Origin of the sequence: Streptomyces tubercidicus (assembly GCF_027497495.1) — a bacterium.
In the GTDB taxonomy this organism is placed as follows: domain Bacteria; phylum Actinomycetota; class Actinomycetes; order Streptomycetales; family Streptomycetaceae; genus Streptomyces; species Streptomyces tubercidicus.
In genome coordinates this window covers 572,651-592,368 of the sequence record NZ_CP114205.1, presented here as the reverse complement: position 1 = coordinate 592,368, position 19,718 = coordinate 572,651, and the positions used below count along the sequence as shown (strand labels likewise).

The following is a 19,718-nucleotide window of genomic DNA, read 5'->3' as shown; positions in this document are numbered from 1 at the left end:
GCCGTCGTGTGACGGCCCGGGTGAGGCGGCAGACCACGTAAGCGCCTATTGACGTACGGGGATTGATGTACGGGGAATTGTTTTCGTCAGGCCGGAGCGGGTGAGTATCCGTGTCCCGCAGTGCCGGGCCGCGCCGTGAGCGTCAGGTCAGGTCCGTCCATCGGTTTGCCCTTGGTCACCGTCGGGGCGCGCAGGCTCCTTGTCCGTGCAGGAGGACTCGGCGGCGGCCTGTACGAGGTTGTGCTCCAAGCGTTCCAGCGTGTGCAGGGCCGCGGTGCGCTCGTCGGCGGAGAGGTCCGCGGCCACCAGGTCTTCGAGCTGGCTCCAGCTCTGCTCGACCTCACGGCGCAGGGCATGGCTGGCGGCGGTGGGTTCGATGAGTGATGCGCGCTTGTCGGTGAGTGAGGGGCGGCGGCGGACGAAACCGGCCTGCTCCAGGCGCCGGACGGTACGCGTCATGGTGGCGGCGTCGGAGTCCATCAGCCGCACCAGGTCCGTCTGCCGCTGTGCGCCGAGTTCCCACAGATGCATCATCACCAGCTCCTGGCCTGGATGCAGACCGATCCGGCGCAGCAGCTGGCCCGCGAACATGCGGTGCAGCCGGGCCAGGCGGAAGATCGCGTGGCTGATCGGGCCGCTGCCGGCCGCGCCCGGTACCGGGACGGTGGCCTCCTCCTGTCCCGGTCCCGTGGAACTCCATCCGGCCTCCGGTGTGGACGGCGTCATCTCTTCCTCACTTTCCTGCCTGAACAGCCCGAGTCTACTTCCTGGCAATGCGCCCTCGCGGAGGCCCTCGGGTGGCGGCTGGAACGTGTCCGGATGGCGGGTGTGGCGCGCTTCACAGCGGGCCTCGGGAATGGCTGCGGGGGATCTACCTGTTCGGACAGGTGATTTACTTGTTCGGACAGGCATCGACCGCCACGGCGGCGGAACGCCTGAGCCGCAGAGCATCACCGATCCCGAGGAAGAGACCCATGACCACTGCTTTCGATCCGATCGTCCTGGGCGGTAAGCGCCTGACCAGCCGCGTCGTAATGGCTCCGATGACCCGCAGCCGTGCGTACGGGCCCGGCGCCGAGCCCACGGAGCTGATGGCGACGTACTACGCACAGCGCGCCGGCGCCGGGCTGATCGTCACGGAGGGCATCCAGCCCTCGCCGGTCGGCCAGGGCTACCCCGACACCCCCGGTCTGCACACGTCCGGCCAGGTCCAGGCATGGCGCACGGTGACCGACGCCGTGCACCGTGAAGGCGGTGCGATCTTCGCGCAGCTGATGCACACCGGCCGGATCGGCCACCCCAGCCTGCTGCCCGAGGGCCTGACGCCGGTCGCGCCGTCGGCGGTGACCGCCAAGGGGCAGGTGTACACCCACGAGGGCCCGAAGGAGTTCGTGACGCCGAAGGAGCTGTCCGAGGCGGAGATCCGGCAGACCATCGCCGACTTCGCCGACGCGGCCCGTCACGCGATCGAGGCCGGGTTCGACGGCGTGGAGCTCCACGGCGCCAACGGCTACCTCATCCACCAGTTCCTCGCGCCCAACACCAATCTGCGCACCGACGCCTGGGGCGGCGGCACCGAGGGCCGCATCCGCTTCGCCGTCGAGGTCGTCACGGCCGTGGCCGAGGCGATCGGCGGCCACCGGGTGGGCCTGCGGATCTCGCCCGGGAACGTCTACAACGACATCGCCGAGGACGACCCGACCGAGGTCTACGCGGCGCTGCTGGACCGCCTCGCCGGTCTGGACCTGGCCTATCTGCACCTGATGGAGGGCCCGGACCGCTCGCTGACCGCCCGGCTGCGCAAGGACTGGCCCGGCACGTTCGTCCTCAACCCGTTCACGTACCCCGACTCGACCGGCCCCGACGCGCTGAAGCTGGTCGAGGACGGCAGCGCGGACATGGTCGCCTACGGGGCGCTCTACCTGGCCAACCCCGACCTCCCGGCCCGCCTGGCCGCCGGTGGTCCGTTCAACTCCCCGGACAAGGCCACCTTCTACGGCGGCGATCACCGCGGCTACACCGACTACCCCACCCTCACCGCCTGACCCGGACCCCTGACCGGGTTCCCCACCTCTTCGGGAGTTCCTGATGTCCAAAGCGATCACCTATTCCGCATACGGTGCCCCCGACGTGCTGCAACTGTCAGCGGTCGCCACACCGGAGCCGGGTCCGGGCCAGGTCCTGATCCGGGTGCGGGCCGCCTCCGTGAACCCTCTCGACCTGAAGATCCGGTCCGGTCTGATGGCCGGTAAGGTCCCCGCGCACTTCCCCGTGATCCCCGGCCTGGACGCGGCCGGTGTCGTCGAAGCGGTCGGCGAGGGGGCCGAAGTGGCCGTCGGGGACGAGGTCCTCGGTGCCACGGTCGGCGGCAGCTACGGCGAATACGCCCTGCTCGACGGGGCAGTGGCCAAGCCCGCGGCCCTGTCGTGGGAGGTCGCCGCCTCGCTGGTCACCGTCGGCCGGACCGCGTTCCGCGTCCTTGGCCAGTTGGGTGTGCAGGCGGGGCAGACCCTGCTGATCCACGGCGCCGCCGGCAGCGTGGGCGTCATCGCGGTGCAACTGGCCGTGGCCCGCGGCATCACCGTCATCGGAACGGTCGGCGCACACGACGTCGAACGCCTCACCGCGCTCGGCGCCACCGCCGTCCGCTACGGCGACGGCTGGCTGGAGCGCGTACAGGCCGCGGCTCCCCAGGGAGTTGACCACGTCCTCGACGCCTCCGGAGCGGGCGTGCTCGCCGACTCCGTCGCCCTGACCGGTGACAGCGCACACGTCCTCACCATCGCCGATATGTCCGCCGCGGAGCACGGCGTCCGCTTCAGCGCGGGCGATGCCGACCAGGCAGCGCAATCCCTCCCGGAACTCGTGCAGTTGGCCGCCGACGGCAAGCTCACGGTGCCGATCTGGCGCACCTACGCCCTGGCGGAAGCGGCACGGGCCCACGCCGACCTGGAAGCCCACCGCAACCGCGGCAAGGCCGTCCTGCTGCCCTGACCCCTCGATACCGCCGCCTCGCGTCGCTGGAGGCGCTGAGGCGGCCCCCCCCGGGCCGCAGCCGGCGGTCCCCGACCGGCTGCGGCCCAAGAACCACTCAACCCCCGCTCGAAGAACGGAACTCGTCATGTCCGCACGCACCCTGCCCGAAGCGACCTTCTCCCGCACCGTCCTGGGGTCCGGCCCCGGTCTGCTCCTCGCGCACGGCGCCGGCAGCAGCATCGCCGGTACCTACGGCCCGATCCTCGACGGCCTGGCCGCCCGCCACACCGTCGTCGGCATCGACTACCCCGGCAGCGGCGACACCCCCCGCTCCACCACACCGCTGGAGCTGGACGATCTCGCCGACCAGCTCGTCGCCGCCGGTGTCGCCGAGGGCCTGGAAACCTTCGCGCTGTCCGGCTACTCCCTCGGCGGCCTCGTCGCCATGCGCGCGGCCGCCCGCCACCCCGAACGCGTCACCGCCCTCGTGCTGTCCGCGACCTTCGCCCACCACGACAACCGGGGCTCCCTCTTCGCCCCGATCTGGCGCAAGCTGGCCGAGTCGGACGACCGCGAACTGCTGGCCCAGTTCCTGACGATGATGGCCCTCGGCGCCGACGCCCTGGAGGCCATGCCGGCCGAGCAACTCCAGCAGGCCGTCGCCTTCACCGCGGCCAGCGCCGCCGACGGCACCCCCGAGCACGCCGCGCTGATCCCCCGTGCCGACGTCCGCGGCGACCTCCCGCACATCGAGGTGCCCACCCTGGTCATCTCCACCACCCAGGACTGGTTCACCTCCACCCGCCAGCACCACCAGCTCGCCGACACCATCCCCGGCGCCAAGCTCGTGGAGATACCCACCGGCCACCTGCCCATGGTGGAACGGCCCGTGGAATGGCAGCAGCTCATCACCGAATTCCTCGGCCTGCACGGCGCCTGAGACCCACCGCTGGTGGGGACCACGCCGCTGACGAGGCGGGCCCCACCAGCGGTGGCCGGGCGATGCCCAGGCCCTGGAGCCGCTCTGCTCGGCTGGGTGAAGGCGGGCGAGGGCGAGCTGCTGACGCGAGGCCACCCGGGCCGTGCTTGAGTGAGCCCTGACGCCGAGACGCCCGCCCGTCCATCCGAGGGGGAAGTCATCAACTCGTCCAGTCCGCGCGAGGGATCAGGCTCGCACTACCGGACCGCCCGGCTGCTGCATGACCAGGACCGCCCGCTGGAGGAGGTCGCCGGGCATCTGCTCGCCGCCGAGCCCGACGGCAGGGACTGGGTGGCCGGTGCGTTGCGTGCCGCCGCACGCCTGGCCGCGGCACGCGGTGACGCCGAGCGGACCGTGGCCTACCTGCGGCGCGCGCTGCGCGAGCCCCCTGTGTCCGGACAGGAGGGCCTGCTGGCCGAACTCGGCCGCGCCGAGGCGCCGGCTCACCCAGCAGCCGCAGTCCGCCACTTGTCCGCGGCGCTGAACGCGCTCAGCACCGTCCTGGCGCGGCTGGAGCTGGTGCCCGTCCTGGCCGACGCCCTGGAGCGAAGCCAACGCGGCTGTCAGGCAGCCGAGCTCCTGGACCGCGAGGCCCGATCGCTGACCGCCAAGGACCGGCCAGCCGACGAGGCCGTGTTCGGTCTGCGTCTGCAGCGCGTACTGATCGAGCTGGAGGACCTGAACAGGCGGCCGCGGAGGGGCGGGCGGCCGGCCGGGCTGTCGGCCGACGGTGACCGCACCCGCGAACGGGCAGCCGCGGCGGTCCAGTCGGTACTGGCGGTAGGCCGCCCCGCCGAGGCCGCCACCGTGGCCGCGTACGCCCGTGACGCGCTGGACGGACCGCTGCCGCAGGACGACGTCATCACCCGCGCGATGGCACTGGGTGCCCTGGCCCTGGTGTGGTGCGACGAGCCGGCGGAGACAGCGCAGGCTCTCGACCGCCTGTCGGAGCAGACACAGTGGTGCGACGCCGCTGCCGCGCAGACGCTGATCGCGATGGGCCGGTGCGAAGTGGCCTACCGCACCGGCCGCCTTCCTGCCGCCCTCGACGCCGGACGCCGCTGGCTCGACCTGGCCTCGGCCTCCCGTGGCAACCCCATGATCCCCCTCGCCCTCGCCGGTGTGCTGCGGGTGCTGCTGGAGACGGGACGGCGTGCGGAAGCCGAGTCCCTGCTCAGCCTTGCCGAGCCCGAGCGGTACGGCGACGTCTGGCAGTGGACGCACCTGCTGGAGGCGCGTGCGCGGATGCGCCTGGCCGACGGCGACTTCGCCGACGCCCTGGAAGACCTGCAGGAGTGCGGACGCCGCCAGGTCGCCTGGCAGCAGGACAACCCCGCCATCCTTCCGTGGCGATCCCTCGCCGCCCTCGCCCACCTCGCCCTGGGCCGTTCCGGCCAGGCCACGCGCCTCGCTCACCAGGAACTGGAGCAGGCCCAGTCCTGGGGCACCCCTCGTACGCTCGGCGTCAGCCTGCGCACCGTCGCCGTGACCGTGCGCGGCCGACAGGGCCTCAGACAGTTGGAGGACTCGGTCGGCTTGCTGGAAGAAGCCGGAGCCACCCTCGAACAGGCCCGGTCGCTCGTCGAGTACGGCACCTTGCGATGCGAGGCCGGGCATGTCCGGCTGGGCCGGGAGACGGTCCGTCGCGGGCTGGAACTCGCCCGGCAGTGCGGGGCGGTCGGCCTGGCCGACCTGGCCGGCGAGCGTCTGCGCGCGTTCGGCGCGCGGCCCCGCCGAGCACACCCGGCCGGGTCGTCGGCGTTGACCGACCGTGAATGCCGCGTCGCGGTGCTCGCGGCCCGCGGGCTGACCAACCGGGAGATCGCCGACACCCTGTTCATCACGCGACGGACCGTGGAGAACCACTTGACCAGCGGATTCCGGAAACTCGGCGTCACCGGCAGACGCGAGTTGGCGCCCTTGCTCGACCTCGGCGACGAACCGACGTGACGCGAACGGCACACCTCAGCGGGCATTCCCCTCGGGCATTCCCCCTCGGGCATTCCCCCTCGGGGATTCCCCGAGGGGGTGAAGCCTCGGCAGCGCGTTCCCGGCTACCCGACTCGTCGCAGTCCCGCGTACTGCATCGATCCGAACACCACCACGGCGATACCGATGAAGCCCACGTAGCCGCCACCGAGAGGCGTGAGCGGGAACCACGACGCACCGGCGGCGAGTATGGCCGCGCAGCCCACCGCCCACACGGCGTTGAGCACGACGGCCGCGACGCCGATCGGCCGCATCACGGCCGGATGGGTCGCCGCGTACCACAGGCCGACGGCGTACACCGCCAGGAACGCCCCCTGGGCCCAGTGCAGCCACACCGGCAGGCCGAGCAGCGCGTCCAGCGTCCCGGCCCCCAGCAGACTGAGAGCCGCGACCAGCCCGGACACCGAGCCGTCGAGCTTCAGGGACAACCGCAACAGAGCGCCGTTCGCAGCCGATCCCACCGCGCTGAGACGGCCGCCTTGTACATCCACCATCGGTTCCTCTTTCCTCTCCGGGTGGCCCTGTGCTCCTCATCAGGAGGAGGGCCTGTCCTCACGAGGGGAAAGCCTGCCGAGCCGGAGGCCGTGATGGATCACGGGTTTTCCGTGAGAACGCGCCCCGCCCCCGGACACGCGATCGGCCCGAGCAGCTGGGCACCACCCTGGCGGGGCCGTGGCGAAGGATGAGCAGGTAGTGATGGCGTAGCGGATTGCGTAGTTTCCGCTCGTGGTGTCCGAGCTGGTCACGAACGCCGTGGAGCATGCTCGGCCGCCGCTGGCCCTGCACCTGTGCCGCGAGAACTCGGGCCTTCGGGTGTGGGTGGGCATCACCGACGGCGGCCCCTCGGCACGGGGCGGGGCATGGACCTCGTCCTGCGCCCACGACGAACACGGACGCGGTCTGGCCATCATCGAAGCCCTGGCCGCCGCGCACGGCGCCGACAGACACGGGGGTGGAACCATGCACTGGGCCCGCCTGCCCGTGGCGTCCCGGGCATCCGGGGTTCACTGACCACGGCCACCGCGCCCGGCAATCCCTCACGCCCGGCTCAAGCCGCCGCCGCAAACTACCCACGAGTAGGATTTTTATCCCGTTCGGGGCTCGATTAATCTCCGGAAGTATGACTTCCGTGGCTCGGCCCAGCCTCCTGGACGGTGTCGAGAACCTCCCGGTGGACGTCACCAGTTTCGTCGGCCGACGGCAGCAGGTGGCTGACGCGAAACGACTGCTCGCCAATTCACGCCTTTTGACGCTCACCGGTCCCGGAGGAGTGGGCAAGACGCGTCTCGCCCTGCACGTGGTCGCAGCCATGCGGCGCACTTTCAGGGACGGTGTGCGCTTCATCGAGCTGGCTGAATTGCGCGATTCCGGGTTGTTCGCGCACACGGTGGCGGCACAGCTCGGCCTGCACGACCAACCCTCGTGCACCACGATCGACATCATCATCGACTACCTCAGGTCTCACGAGGTGCTTCTCACGCTCGATAACTGCGAGCATCTGCTCGACGACTGTGCGCAGTTCATCGATGCCGTTATTCGTGCGTGCCCGAAGGTGCGGATTCTGACGACGAGTCGGCAGTCGCTCGGCGTATACGGCGAGACGACATTGGTGGTTCCTCCGCTGACCGTACCCAGCCCGGAAGCAGTGCCCTCGCCGGATGCGCTGACCCAGTACGACGCGGTGAACCTGTTCGTCGATCGCGCCGGAGCCGTGCTGCCCGGATTCAATCTCCGTAGCCAGGACTGCGCGGCCATCGCACGACTGTGCCGCGCACTCGACGGGATTCCGCTGGCGATCGAACTGGCCACGGTGTGGCTGCGCGCACTGTCGCTCGCTCAGATCGAGGAGCGTCTTTCCGAACGCTATCGCCTGCTCACCGTCAGCCCCCGGAACGCACCTACACGGCAACGCACGCTGCAAGCGCTGATCGACTGGAGCTACGACCTGTGCTCGCAGCCCGAGCAACAGCTGTGGGCTCAAGCATCAGCGTTCTCCGGGAGCTTCGACCTGGACGGCATCGAATATGTCGGCGCCGGTGACGGGATGACGCCCGAGGAGATACGGAATATCGTCCTCTCCCTCGTTGACAAATCCATCCTGATCCGCGACGAGCGTGATGGCTACGTGCGCTATCGGATGCTGGAGACGATACGGGAGTACGGCGAGGCACGGCTTGTGGCGGCCGGCGAGGAAGCCGCCATCCGGCGCCGTCATCGCGACTGGTACGCCCGCATGGTGGAGCAATTCCAGGCCGAATGGATGGGACCGGAGCAGGATTCCTGGATTCTGCGGCTGCGACGCGAGCACGCCAACCTGCGGGAGGCTCTGAGCTTCTGCCTCACCCAGCCCGGGGACGCCGTCATCGCTCTGCGCCTGGCGGACAAACTGGGAACCTACTTGGGTGTCCAGGGCTTCAACAGCGTGACGCGCCACTGGCTCGATCAAGCGCTGGCGGCAAGTTCTGAGCCCTCGCCGGAGCGCACCTCGGCACTGCGCCGAAACGCTTGGGTCGCGCTGCTGCAAGGTGATGCCGACGCCGCGGACGCGCAACTGGCTGAGGCCGCTGAGGTGGCCGGGAAGCTCGGCCTCACGAAGGAAAGCGCGTATGTGACGCTCGTGGAGGGGATGAAAGCCACCTCCTCAGGCGACATGGAGAAAGCGGCGCTGCTCACCGCTGACGCCCTGTCCGGGTTCAGGTCGGGCGACGATCTCAGCGGCACACTCCTCGCGATGTCCATCCATGGACTCATCCTCGGGCTCCAGGGCGAGCGCGAGCGGGGCCTGGCCCTCATCCAGGAAGCGGTTGACCTCACCGCACAGCGCGGAGAGGTGATCTGGCGCTCCTGGGCCCTGCTGGCCCTCTCCTTCGTCGAGCTCGACCACGACCTGGCACAAGCGGAAGCGGCAGCGCGCGAGGCCCTGAACCTGCGCCGCCGGGTGAGCGCCAAGTTCCTGATGGCCTTCGCCTTCGAAATCCTCGCCTGGGTGAGCGAACGCCAGGGGCGCCATGTCCGGGCAGCGACCCTGAGCGGTGCCGCCACCACCATGTGGCGGGCGGTCGGCACCTCGCCGGACTACTTTCACCCGGTGGGCGTCGTGCACCATCAGCACATCAGCAGGGTCCGCACGGCCATGGGCGACGACCGCTACCGCACCGCGTTCCAGCGCGGCTGCGACCTGTCCGAACAGGCAGCGGTCGACTACGCGCTGGAGACCGCGACCGCGGCCGACGAACAACGGCAAGTGAGCGGTGACGAAGCAGACTTGACGCCGCGAGAGAGCCAGATCGCCAAGCTGGTCTCCGAGGGCCTGACCAACCGGGAGATCGCCGCACGCCTGGTCATCGCCCCCCGCACGGCAGAGGGACACGTCCAACGCATCCTCACCAAGCTCGGGTTCAGCTCACGCGCGCAGATCGCCGCCTGGTATGTCAGCGGACAGACCGCTCGGGAAGCGTCCCTCCCCTCTCACTGACTGCGGCATATCGGCGCTGTCAGCCCGGTGTCGGTGACCTATCGGGAACTGTCGGCCCGATGTCGGTGCGGTCTGGCACCTTTTGAGAGGTCCTGCCGGGTGCCCATCCGGCTGTGGGTTCGTGACGGAAGAGGATCTCTCATGCATGACGTAGTGATCGTGGGCGGCGGCCCGGTGGGTCTGTTACTCGCCTGCGAGCTCGGACTCGCGGGCTGCTCTGTGCTGGTGCTTGAGCGGGAGCCGGAGACCGGCTCCCCGTTGAAGGCGCAACCGCTCGGGATGCGGGGCCTGTCCCCCGCGTCGGTCGAGACCTTCTACCGCCGCGGGATGCTGCACCAGCTGCGGACGGCGTCCGGGGTCCCCGGCGATCCCGGCCCGGATTCCGACCCGCAGGAGCCGTCGCGCCCTCGTGGCGTGGGCCATTTCGCCGGCATGATGCTCGATCCGGCCCAGGTCGACGTCACCGCCCTGCCGTACCGGCTTCCCAGCCCGGCGCTGGAGGGCATGCTGACCCACCTCGAAGCCGTCGAGACACTGCTGTCCGAGCAGGCATCCCGGCTCGGCGTCGAAATCCGGCGCGGCGTCACGGTCTCCGCCATCGCCCAGAACGCGACGAGCGCGGTCGCACAAGCCGGCGAGCAGGAGTACCCGGCGCGCTGGCTCGTCGGCTGCGATGGCGGTCGCAGTACGGTGCGTGGGCTCGCGGGCTTCGAATTCGTCGGCACCGAACCGCAGTTCACCGGCTACAGCATGCGGGCCACCGTCGCCGATCCCGAGAAGCTGCGCTCTGGGTTCATCACCCTCACGCCGACGGGCATGTACCTCCAGCCCGTGGAAGGCCACATCGGCATGATGGACTACGACGGCGGTGCGTTCGATCGCTCGCAGCAGCCGACCCGCGACCATCTCCAGACGGTTCTGCGCCGGGTATCCGGCACCGATGTGACGCTGAGCGAGGTGCACCTGGCCACAAGCTTCACCGATCGCGCGATGCAGACGACGACCTACCGGCGGGGACGCGTCCTGCTCGCCGGCGACGCCGCTCATATCCACGCACCCCTTGGCGGGCAGGGACTCAACACCGGCATCGGCGACGCCATGAACCTGGGCTGGAAGCTCGCGGCGACCGTACAGGGGCACGCACCGGACGGGCTGCTCGACACCTACACCCACGAGCGTCATCCGATCGGCGCGGCGGTGCTCGACTGGTCGCGCGCCCAGGTGGCAGCCATGCGGCCGGACCCGTATGGCCAGGCGATCCAAAAGGTGGTCCGCGACCTGATCGGGACCCGGGACGGAACGACCTACGTATTCCAGAAAATATCGGGATCGTCGATCCGTTACGACCTCGGCAGCGACCACCCACTGGTCGGCCGCAGCGCCCCCGACTTCCGCCTCGAAGACGCCACCCGCCTCGGCGACTTGATGCGGGACGGCCGCGGCGTCGCGCTCGATTTCACCACCGACCGACACTTGCGCGACGCGGCGAGGGGCTGGGGGAGCCGGATGCGGTACGCAGCCGGTCCGGCGAAAAACGCCCTCGGACTGGGCGCCGTCCTTGTCCGCCCCGACGGCGTAGTCGCCTGGGCAGGTGACCCCACCCCTGACCGCGAAGCGTTCGAGCGGGCCGCTGCCCACTGGTTCGGCCACCCGGAAAGCTGAAGCAGCTACCGCCTTCTCCTCAGCCCTTGCTCCCTCCCTTCCCTCATCTGAGTTCAAGGAGCGCATATGACGATCACTATCCGACCCGGAAGCACGGTGATGTTCACCGGCGATTCGATCACCGACTGCCAACGGCTGGAGAGCGAAGACGCACTCGGGTTCGGCTACCCGCTACGCGTCGCGGGCGAGTGGGGGCTCCGGCACCCGGACCGGCCCGTGACCTGGCTGAACACCGGCATTGCCGGTCACAAGGTGAGGGATCTCGAAGCCCGCTGGGAGACCGACGTACTCGACGCGCGCCCGGACGTGGTGTCCCTCCTCGTCGGGGTCAACGACATGGGCTGGCACACCCTGGACCCGGCGGGGTACGTCATCCCCGTCGAGGAGTTCGAAGCGGGCTATGACCGCCTGCTCGCGCCCCTCGCCGAGGCGGGCACGCAACTGATCCTCATCGAACCGTTCCTCCTGCCGATCCACGGCGTCATCGAGGCCGGTGCCGCGCTCATCGGAGAGAAGGAACGCGAGGAATGGCGCACCGACCTGGACCCGAAGATCCAGGCCGTACGCAAACTCGCCCGCAAATACGGCGCCCAGCTGCTCGCCGCCGACGGCATGTTCGCCGAACTCGCCACGACGACCGGCCCGGAGTACTGGGCCGCGGACGGCGTACACCCGACCCCGGCCGGTCACGCCGCACTCGCCACGGCCTGGCTGCGTCTGGTCAGCTGACCGGGCCTCACGATCCAGCCGCGACACCGGCGCTGACGAGGCGCTTCGCCGGTAGGGGCCCCGACCGGGCGCCGGTGTCGTGCCGACCCGGGAATACGCTCAGCGGGCGCCCGCGAAGGCGCCTTGCGCCCAGTCCGCGAAGCTGGTCCAGTGAATCTCCGGGTGGGCATCGTGGAGCGCGGGGATGTCGACCTGATAGCCGGGTCCGTTCAAGAAAACCCACATCGCGTGCATATCCGGATTGTCGATCGCCGCCAGCGGGGCTTGTTCATGCCGGACCTCCCGCCCCAGCACCGCGCCGAGCGAGGCCGCCATCTGCTGCGGGGTGGGTGCGTCGCCGGCCAACTCGATGCGCTGCCCGACGTATGAAGCGGGGTTGCTCAGCACCTCCGCCGCGAACGCACCGAGGTCGGGGCGGGCGAGCTGCTGCAACGGCCGGTCGGGCGGCAGCGGTAGATCGAGTACGCCGCCCCGGACGCGTTCCGCTCCGCCCAGCACGTTGTCGACGAAGTACGTCGGCCCCAGAATCGTGTACGGAACATCGCCGGAGGCCAGCTCCGTCTCGATGCGTCCCTTGCTCTCGAAGTGCGGCACCCCGGTGTCCTGGTCGGCCCCCGCCACGGAGCTGAACACGAGATGCGGGACGCGCTGCTGCGTCGCGGCGGACAGGATCGCCCGTCCCTGCTCCACCTCCGCGTCCACACCGGCCTCGAACGGCGTGGTGAACGCGAAAACACCCGCCACCCCACTCATCGCCGCGGCGAGCGACTCACGATCGCTCAGGGACCCGGCCACCACGTCGACTCCCCGCTTGGCCAGCGCCCGCGCAGACGCGCCGTCCGGGTCGCGCACCAGCGCACGGACCGGCGCCCGCCGACCCAGCAGCGCGTCCGTCACGGCCCTGCCCTGTCCGCCGGTTGCCGCAAGCACCAACATCGGATCGTCGGCCATCGAAGACCTCCCTTCCTCGCGCGAAAACGGACCGTGGGCCGGCCCGACGCCCATCGTCCGGCACGCATCCCACGCCGGCAGGACGACGCGCCCGGGGCCGCCATGGAGTGGGCCGCCATGGAGTCGCGCGGGCGCAGGCGGACGCCCCAGGTGACATCGACGGGTTGGTCTCGGTCCACTCCACCGTCCTGCGGGCCCACCCGCATGCGGCCGGGGGATCCGGCCGGACTTCCGGCCGGACTATTCCGGAAGCAGTTCTGCGGCGCGGTCGGCGACCTCCTGATGCAGGGCGTCGCGCACGGCTCGTACGGCGGGGTGGGTGACCGCTTCCCGGCGCACGGCCAGGGTTATCGGCAGTCGGATGTCGACCTCGTCGGGCAGCAGCCGCCGCAGCTGGGCCCGATCGGCGAGGAAGGACGGCAGGACACCGATGCCGGCCCCCACGCAGGTGGCTTCGAGCTGGGCGAAGACGTTGGTGGAGGAGAACGCGGGGGTGATTCCCGGCAGATGGCGTTCAATGTCCAGGTCGCCGACCTGGAGCATCGACTCGATGTAGAAGATCAGCGCGTGTTCCCGCAGGTCGGCGAGGGCCTCGGGGGATCCGCACCGGGCGAGGTACTCGTCGCTGGCGTACAGCCCCAGTGCGTAGTCGGTGAGGTGCTCGGTGACCAGACGGCTCCCCGGCGTCTTGCCGATGGCCAGGGCGAGATCGAAACCGGACGGGTGCAGGGCCAACTGCCGTGTCGCCGTGATGAGTTCAGCCTGCAGTCCGGGATGGCGTCGGCGTACCCGGGCCAGGGCGGGCGTGGCGAAGACGGTGCCGAAGCCGTCCGGGGCGTTCACCCGTACGGTGCCGTGCAGCGACGGCGTGTCCTGGCCGGACACCGCGTCGACGGCGCGGGACAGGGCGTCCTCGATCGCGCGGGCGCTCTCCGCGACGGCCTTACCGGCGTCCGTCAGGGCCCAGCCCTCCGAGCCGCGCTCCATCAGCCGGAGGCCGAGGCTCTTCTCCAGCGCGGTGATGCGGCGGGACACGGTGGTGTGGTCCACGCCGAGCGCATCGGCCGCGGCCACCAGACGCCCCGTACGGGCGACCGCGAGCAGATAGCGAAGATCGTCCGCGCGGAGCCTGCGCGGATCAAGCCTGCTGTGGTCCGGCGATGGCGGTGGGGCTGGATCCTCGCCAGCTGGGCGGGATTCGGGGACGGGTGCACGGAACCAACGTATCTGCATTTCTGCACATCGTGTCTGCACCATTGGCGATTGAACGCACAATACCGCGGGCGGCACAGTCGAACAGGCCCCGGCCGGCGGCCGGAGCGCCCCGTCACCCCTTCCTCCCGCCGTTGAGAGGTTCTCCATGGTTGCCAGTCTGTCCCTGCCACGGATCATGCACGTCGGCCCCGGAGCCGCCGACGAGTTGGGCGGCGTCATCACGGGACTGGGGCTGAGCCGCCCGCTCCTTGTGACGGACGCGTTCCTGGTCGGGACGGGCGCGGCGGAACACCTGAAGGCATCGCTCCAGAAGGCCGGACTGCACCCGCAACTGTTCTCCGACACCGTGCCCGACCCGACGACCGACTCACTGGCTTCGGGTCTGAAGGCGTTGCACGACCACCGGTCGGACGGTGATCGGCTTCGGCGGCGGCAGCCCGATGGACACCGCCAAAGCCCTCGCCGTGCTCGGAGTGCAGGGCGGTCGCATGCGCGACTACAAGGCCCCGCAGGTGAACCGCGGGCCCGCGCTCCCGGTGATCGCGGTCCCCACCACCGCCGGCAGCGGATCGGAAGCAACCCAGTTCACCGTCATCACCGACAGCGCCACGGACGAGAAGATGCTCTGCACGGGCCCGGCGTTCCTGCCACTCGCCACCGTGATCGACGCCGCACTGACCCTGTCGATGCCGCCCCGGCTGACCGCCGACACCGGCATCGACGCACTCACCCACGCCGTCGAGGCGTATGTGAGCCGTAAGGCCAACCCGTTCTCCGACAGCCTCGCCCTCCCCGCGATCACCACCATCGGCCGCTACCTCCACCGCGCCTACGCCGACGGCGGTGACGCCGAGGCCCGCGAGGCCATGATGCTCGCCGCGACGCAAGCCGGCATCGCGTTCTCGAACTCCAGCGTCGCCCTCGTGCACGGCATGAGCCGCCCGATCGGCGCCCACTTCCACATCGCCCACGGCCTTTCGAACGCGATGCTCTTCCCCGCGGTGACCGCCTTCTCGGTGCACGCGGCGCCTGGCCGGTACGCCGACTGTGCCCGCGCCCTGGGAGCCGCGACCACCGCGGACGGCGACACCGTGGCCGCCGGCAAGCTGGTCGACGTACTCGACGAGCTGTGCCGCGACCTGGCCGTACCCACGCCCCGCGACTACGGAATCGATCAGGACGCGTGGCACCGCCTGACCCCCCTCATGGCCGAGCAGGCCCTCGCATCCGGCTCACCCGCCAACAACCCCGTCGTACCCACCGCTGACAAAATCCAGGAACTCTACTCCCGGATCTACGCGGCGTCTTCGCTGTAGTTCAGCTTGGTGCCACGGGCCCTGCGGCGTCGGGCCGGGTCCGTCACCACGTAGACGTCACGTCGCCTTCTCGATCGAGATGCCGGGCCGGTCCAGCGCTGGACCGGCCGCCAGGAAGAGCCAGGTCGTCACGACGAACGGCCAGGTGAAGGGGGAGCCGCCGGAGGGCTGGTCGAAGGTCTGCCAGGCGGCGGTGAAGGGGACCGAGGCGGCGGCGGCGAGCGTGGCGTACCCGGCGGTCCACGGGGTGAGGGTCAGGAAGGTCGCGGCCAGCGCGATGGCGACGAGCACCGCGTTGTAGCCGTAGAGCCCCTCGGTGATCCGGTCGGCGGGCAGGCCCATGGCGCAGGCGGTCAGGGTCGCGACCACGCTGCCGCAGGCGGCGGCGACGGCGGCGGTGCGGGAGGCGACGAGCAGCCCGGCCAGCAGGATCAGGCCCGCGTACCACTTGTCGAGCAGGAAGACCTGCCCGATGTTGTTGCAGAAGGCGTGGCCAAGTTCCGCGACCGACAGGGTGGTTGCCCCGGCGGTGGGGAGCGGCGGAGCCGCGGCCGGGGCGGTCGGCAGTGCGATCGCCAGCGCCCCGGCGACCAGGCAGAACGGGGCGGTCAGCGCGGGCAGCCCGACGCGACCCAACAGGCGGCCGGCCGCCGCGCTCAGCACCGAGCAGACCGCTGCGGCGAGGACGGCGAGCACCGCGGTCCGCCACGAGGCGCCGAGCCGGACCACGACGGCAATGCCGGTCAGGCAACCGCAGTAGCCCTCCAGCCCTTTGACCAGACCGTCCCGGTCGGCGCCCAGCACGGCTGCCGCCCCGGTGGACGCGGCCGCGCCGAGCAGTCCGTACACACCGATCCGCCAACTGCCCGCGAACAGCGCGACGGTGAAGAACAACCCGGTCCACGGGCTCGGACTGAGTGCGACCTGTGCGATGCCTCGCAGCTGTATCTGTCCGAAAACGGCCGGAGTCCAGCCACGGGGCCGCACCACCTGTCCTGCTGCAGGCATGCCTTCTCCCTGGTAGAGGATGCGTCAAATACACCAACATCCCCTGGTTAAGGGGTGTTTGTGGTGATCACTTCTCGATCGGAACACTACGCCCGGCCAGGGCGGGGGAGTGTCGCAACGACGTGCGGTCGATCGGATGCGGAATGGCATCGCTGCTGGTGGTGAGGGTGCGCGAGTGGGCGGGCATGCCGGGGACTTGGCTTTGGCGGGGAAGTGTTGAGGAGTCCCTGAAACCGGCATGGCGAAATGTTGACCAAGTGGGGTGGAAGCCATGGGGGGGCTCCCTGATGGTCCGTCATCAGCACTCATCAGCCCTCATCGCCCGTGATCCAGAGCTGGCTTGAACCGGTCGCGTATGCCCCCTGGACACCGCTCCTCCGGGGGTGGGATAAAAGTTCATACTGGATAACGTCGACTGTATGCAATCCAGCTCCGCACCGAACCCTACGAAGGGACGCGATTCGCCATGCCCGACGACAGCCAGGACCTCATATCCGGAGGGCACTTGGTCGCCAAAGCACTCAAGGCAGAAGGTATCGAGGTCATCTACACCCTCTGCGGCGGCCACATCATCGATATCTACGACGGCTGTGTCGACGAGGGCATCGAGGTCATCGACGTACGCCATGAACAGGTCGCGGCCCACGCCGCCGACGGCTACGCCCGGATCACCGGCAAGCCCGGCTGTGCGGTCGTCACCGCCGGCCCCGGCACCACCGACGCGGTCACCGGCGTCGCCAACGCCTTCCGCGCCGAGTCACCCATGCTGCTCATCGGCGGCCAGGGAGCCCACACCCAGCACAAGATGGGGTCCCTCCAGGACCTTCCGCATGTGGACATGATGACGCCGATCACCAAGTTCGCCGCCACCGTCCCGGACACCGCCCGAGCCGCCGACATGGTCTCCATGGCCTTCCGAGAGTGCTTCCACGGCGCTCCCGGCCCCTCCTTCCTGGAGATCCCGCGCGACGTACTGGACGCCAAGGTGCCGGTGGACAACGCGCGCGTCCCGCAGGCGGGGCACTACCGCGCCTCCACCCGTGCCGCCGGCGACCCCGAGTCCGTCCAGAAGCTGGCCGATCTGCTGGCTCAAGCCGAAAAGCCCGCGATCCTGCTGGGCAGTCAGGTGTGGACGACGCGCGCCACCGGCGCGGCCATCGAGCTGGTGCGCACCCTCGATGTGCCCGCGTACATGAACGGCGCGGGGCGCGGCACACTGCCGCCCGGCGATCCGCACCACTTCCAGCTCTCCCGCCGTTACGCCTTCTCCCACGCCGATCTCATCATCATCGTCGGCACGCCCTTCGACTTCCGGATGGGCTACGGCAAGCGGCTCTCCCCGGACGCCACCGTGGTCCAGATCGACCTCGACTACCGCACGGTCGGCAAGAACCGGGACATCGACCTCGGCATCGTGGGCGACGCGGGGCTGATCCTCTCCGCCGTCACCCAGGCCGCCTCCGGCGGCGTCAACGGCGGTGCAGGCAAGCGCAAGGAGTGGCTGGACGAGCTGCGGGCCGCTGAGCAGAAGGCGATCGAGAAGCGGCTGCCCAGCCTCCGGTCCGACGCCTCACCGATCCATCCGTACCGCCTGGTCAGCGAGATCAATGACTTCCTCACCGAGGACTCGATCTACATCGGCGACGGCGGCGACATCGTCACCTTCTCCGGTCAGGTGGTCCAGCCCAAGTCGCCCGGCCACTGGATGGACCCGGGCCCGCTGGGGACGCTCGGCGTCGGCGTGCCGTTCGTGATGGCCGCCAAGCAGGCCCGCCCCGACAAGGAGGTGGTGGCGCTCTTCGGCGACGGCGCGTTCTCCCTGACCGGCTGGGACTTCGAGACACTGGTCCGCTTCGACCTGCCGTTCGTCGGCATCGTCGGCAACAACTCCTCGATGAACCAGATCCGTTACGGCCAGAAGGCCAAGTACGGCGAGGAGCGCGAGCGGATCGGCAACACCCTGGGCAAGGTGCCCTACGACCAGTTCGCGCGGATGCTCGGCGGCCACGGCGAGGAGGTCCGCGACCCGGCGGACATCGGCCCGGCACTGCGCCGCGCCCGGGAGTCCGGCAAGCCGTCGCTGATCAACGTCTGGGTGGACCCGGACGCCTACGCCCCCGGAACCATGAACCAGACCATGTACAAGTAGGGAGCCGCCACCATGTCCCAGGCTCTTGAGGCCAATCAAGCTCTGACGGGCATCCGCGTCCTCGACATGACGCATGTGCAGTCCGGTCCCTCCGCCACCCAGCTGCTCGCCTGGCTCGGCGCGGATGTGATCAAGCTGGAGAACGTCACCGGCGACATCACCCGCAAGCAGCTGCGCGATCTCCCGGACGTGGACTCGCTCTACTTCACGATGCTCAACTGCAACAAGCGAAGCATCACCCTCAACACCAAGAGCGAGCGCGGCAAGGAGATCCTGACCGAGCTGATCCGCCGCAGCGACGTCCTGGTGGAGAACTTCGGTCCGGGCGCCGTGGACCGCATGGGATTCACCTGGGAGCACATCCAGGAGATCAACCCGCGGCTCGTGTACGCCTCGATCAAGGGGTTCGGGGAGGGCCCGTACACCAAGTTCAAGGCGTACGAGGTGGTCGCGCAGGCCATGGGCGGATCGATGTCCACGACCGGCTTCGAGGACGGGCCGCCCCTGGCCACCGGCGCCCAGATCGGCGACTCCGGCACCGGAGTGCACTGCGTGGCGGGCATCCTCGCCGCGCTCTACCAGCGCAACCGCACCGGACGCGGCCAGCGGGTCAATGTGGCCATGCAGCACGCGGTGCTCAACCTGTGCCGGGTCAAACTGCGCGACCAGCAGCGGCTGGAGCACGGGCCGCTCGCCGAGTATCCCCACCCGGAGAACACGGCTGAGGCCGACGAGGTGCCGCGCAGCGGCAACGCCAGCGGTGGCGGCCAGCCCGGCTGGGCGGTCAAGTGCGCGCCCGGCGGCCCCAACGACTACGTCTACGTCATCGTGCAGCCGGTCGGCTGGGAGCCCCTCACCCGGCTCATCGGCCGCCCCGAGCTGGCCGGGGACCCGGAGTGGGCCGCGCCCGAGGCGCGGCTGCCGAAGCTGGCCAAGATGTTCCAGCTGATCGAGGAGTGGAGCAGCACCCTGCCGAAGTGGGAGGTGCTGGAGCAGCTCACGGCCCACAACATCCCGTGCGGGCCGATCCTGTCCACCAAGGAGATCGTCGAGGACGCGTCGCTCGCGGCCAACGAGATGATCGTCGAGGTCGACCACCCCGAGCGCGGCTCCTTCACCACGGTCGGCTCCCCGCTGAAGCTCTCCGACTCCCCGGTCCGGGTCGAGCGCTCCCCGCTGCTGGGTGAGCACAACGAAGAGGTGTATGTCGGCGAGTTGGGGCTCGGCGACGAGGAAGTGCGGCTGCTCAAAACGAACGGAGTGATCTGA

Annotated in this window: 16 protein-coding genes and 1 pseudogene; 12 read left to right on the top strand and 5 right to left on the bottom strand. The window is 70.0% G+C overall.

Going from position 1 to position 19,718, the window contains the following annotated elements; genetic code table 11:
• Positions 1-147: 147 nt before the first annotated feature.
• Positions 148-726 carry a MarR family winged helix-turn-helix transcriptional regulator gene (locus STRTU_RS02685; protein WP_159742049.1) on the bottom strand — a complete coding sequence of 193 codons (579 nt, stop codon included), beginning with the start codon at positions 724-726 and terminating at the stop codon, positions 148-150.
• Positions 727-974: 248 nt separating this feature from the next.
• Here STRTU_RS02685 and STRTU_RS02680 point away from each other — a divergent pair, with 248 nt between their 5' ends.
• The 4 genes from STRTU_RS02680 (at position 975) to STRTU_RS02665 (ending at position 5,905) form a co-directional block, all read left to right on the top strand.
• Positions 975-2,045, top strand: coding sequence for an alkene reductase (locus STRTU_RS02680; protein ID WP_159742048.1), 1,071 nt, complete (start codon positions 975-977; stop codon positions 2,043-2,045).
• 43 nt (positions 2,046-2,088) lie between these two features.
• Positions 2,089-2,994 carry an NADP-dependent oxidoreductase gene (locus tag STRTU_RS02675; RefSeq protein ID WP_159742047.1) on the top strand — a complete coding sequence of 302 codons (906 nt, stop codon included), beginning with the start codon at positions 2,089-2,091 and terminating at the stop codon, positions 2,992-2,994.
• Between the two features lie 127 nt (positions 2,995-3,121).
• Positions 3,122-3,916 carry an alpha/beta fold hydrolase gene (locus tag STRTU_RS02670; protein ID WP_159742046.1) on the top strand — a complete coding sequence of 265 codons (795 nt, stop codon included), beginning with the start codon at positions 3,122-3,124 and terminating at the stop codon, positions 3,914-3,916.
• Positions 3,917-4,066: 150 nt separating this feature from the next.
• Positions 4,067-5,905, top strand: a complete 1,839-nt coding sequence (locus tag STRTU_RS02665) for a helix-turn-helix transcriptional regulator (protein WP_159742045.1) — start codon at positions 4,067-4,069, stop codon at positions 5,903-5,905.
• A gap of 104 nt (positions 5,906-6,009) precedes the next feature.
• Here STRTU_RS02665 and STRTU_RS02660 read toward each other — a convergent pair whose 3' ends face one another.
• Positions 6,010-6,438, bottom strand: coding sequence for a hypothetical protein (locus STRTU_RS02660; protein WP_159742044.1), 429 nt, complete (start codon positions 6,436-6,438; stop codon positions 6,010-6,012).
• A 232-nt stretch (positions 6,439-6,670) separates the two neighbouring features.
• On the opposite strand from STRTU_RS02660, the gene STRTU_RS02655 reads away from it, so the two are divergent.
• The 4 genes from STRTU_RS02655 (at position 6,671) to STRTU_RS02640 (ending at position 11,810) form a co-directional block, all read left to right on the top strand.
• Complete coding sequence (locus STRTU_RS02655; protein WP_159742043.1) at positions 6,671-6,955, top strand: ATP-binding protein; 285 nt, start codon at positions 6,671-6,673, stop codon at positions 6,953-6,955.
• A gap of 160 nt (positions 6,956-7,115) precedes the next feature.
• A complete protein-coding gene (locus STRTU_RS02650; RefSeq protein WP_159742042.1) occupies positions 7,116-9,419 on the top strand; it encodes an ATP-binding protein in 2,304 nt (767 codons plus the stop codon).
• Positions 9,420-9,560: 141 nt separating this feature from the next.
• Positions 9,561-11,081: an FAD-dependent monooxygenase gene (locus STRTU_RS02645; protein WP_159746644.1), complete on the top strand. Its 1,521-nt coding sequence runs from the start codon at positions 9,561-9,563 to the stop codon at positions 11,079-11,081.
• Positions 11,082-11,147: 66 nt separating this feature from the next.
• Positions 11,148-11,810, top strand: coding sequence for an SGNH/GDSL hydrolase family protein (locus tag STRTU_RS02640; RefSeq protein WP_159742041.1), 663 nt, complete (start codon positions 11,148-11,150; stop codon positions 11,808-11,810).
• A gap of 99 nt (positions 11,811-11,909) precedes the next feature.
• On the opposite strand, the gene STRTU_RS02635 is transcribed toward STRTU_RS02640, so the two are convergent.
• Positions 11,910-12,761 (bottom strand): NmrA/HSCARG family protein, encoded by an 852-nt coding sequence (locus STRTU_RS02635; protein WP_159742040.1) that lies wholly within the window; start codon positions 12,759-12,761, stop codon positions 11,910-11,912.
• Positions 12,762-13,001: 240 nt separating this feature from the next.
• Positions 13,002-13,994: a LysR family transcriptional regulator gene (locus STRTU_RS02630; RefSeq protein ID WP_159742039.1), complete on the bottom strand. Its 993-nt coding sequence runs from the start codon at positions 13,992-13,994 to the stop codon at positions 13,002-13,004.
• A gap of 127 nt (positions 13,995-14,121) precedes the next feature.
• Here STRTU_RS02630 and STRTU_RS36315 point away from each other — a divergent pair.
• Both STRTU_RS36315 and STRTU_RS36310 read left to right on the top strand, forming a co-directional pair.
• Positions 14,122-14,584: pseudogene (locus STRTU_RS36315) on the top strand (iron-containing alcohol dehydrogenase); the annotation flags it as partial.
• Between the two features lie 12 nt (positions 14,585-14,596).
• Complete coding sequence (locus tag STRTU_RS36310; RefSeq protein ID WP_443098479.1) at positions 14,597-15,292, top strand: dehydroquinate synthase/iron-containing alcohol dehydrogenase family protein; 696 nt, start codon at positions 14,597-14,599, stop codon at positions 15,290-15,292.
• 57 nt (positions 15,293-15,349) lie between these two features.
• Here the strand turns inward: STRTU_RS36310 and STRTU_RS02620 are convergent, their stop codons facing one another.
• Positions 15,350-16,300 (bottom strand): urea transporter, encoded by a 951-nt coding sequence (locus STRTU_RS02620; protein WP_159742038.1) that lies wholly within the window; start codon positions 16,298-16,300, stop codon positions 15,350-15,352.
• Between the two features lie 466 nt (positions 16,301-16,766).
• Between STRTU_RS02620 and STRTU_RS02615 the strand changes: the two genes are divergently transcribed.
• Together STRTU_RS02615 and frc are read left to right on the top strand one after the other, a co-directional pair.
• Positions 16,767-18,449, top strand: coding sequence for a thiamine pyrophosphate-binding protein (locus STRTU_RS02615; RefSeq protein WP_159742037.1), 1,683 nt, complete (start codon positions 16,767-16,769; stop codon positions 18,447-18,449).
• Between the two features lie 12 nt (positions 18,450-18,461).
• Positions 18,462-19,718, top strand: coding sequence for a formyl-CoA transferase (frc, locus tag STRTU_RS02610; RefSeq protein WP_159742036.1), 1,257 nt, complete (start codon positions 18,462-18,464; stop codon positions 19,716-19,718).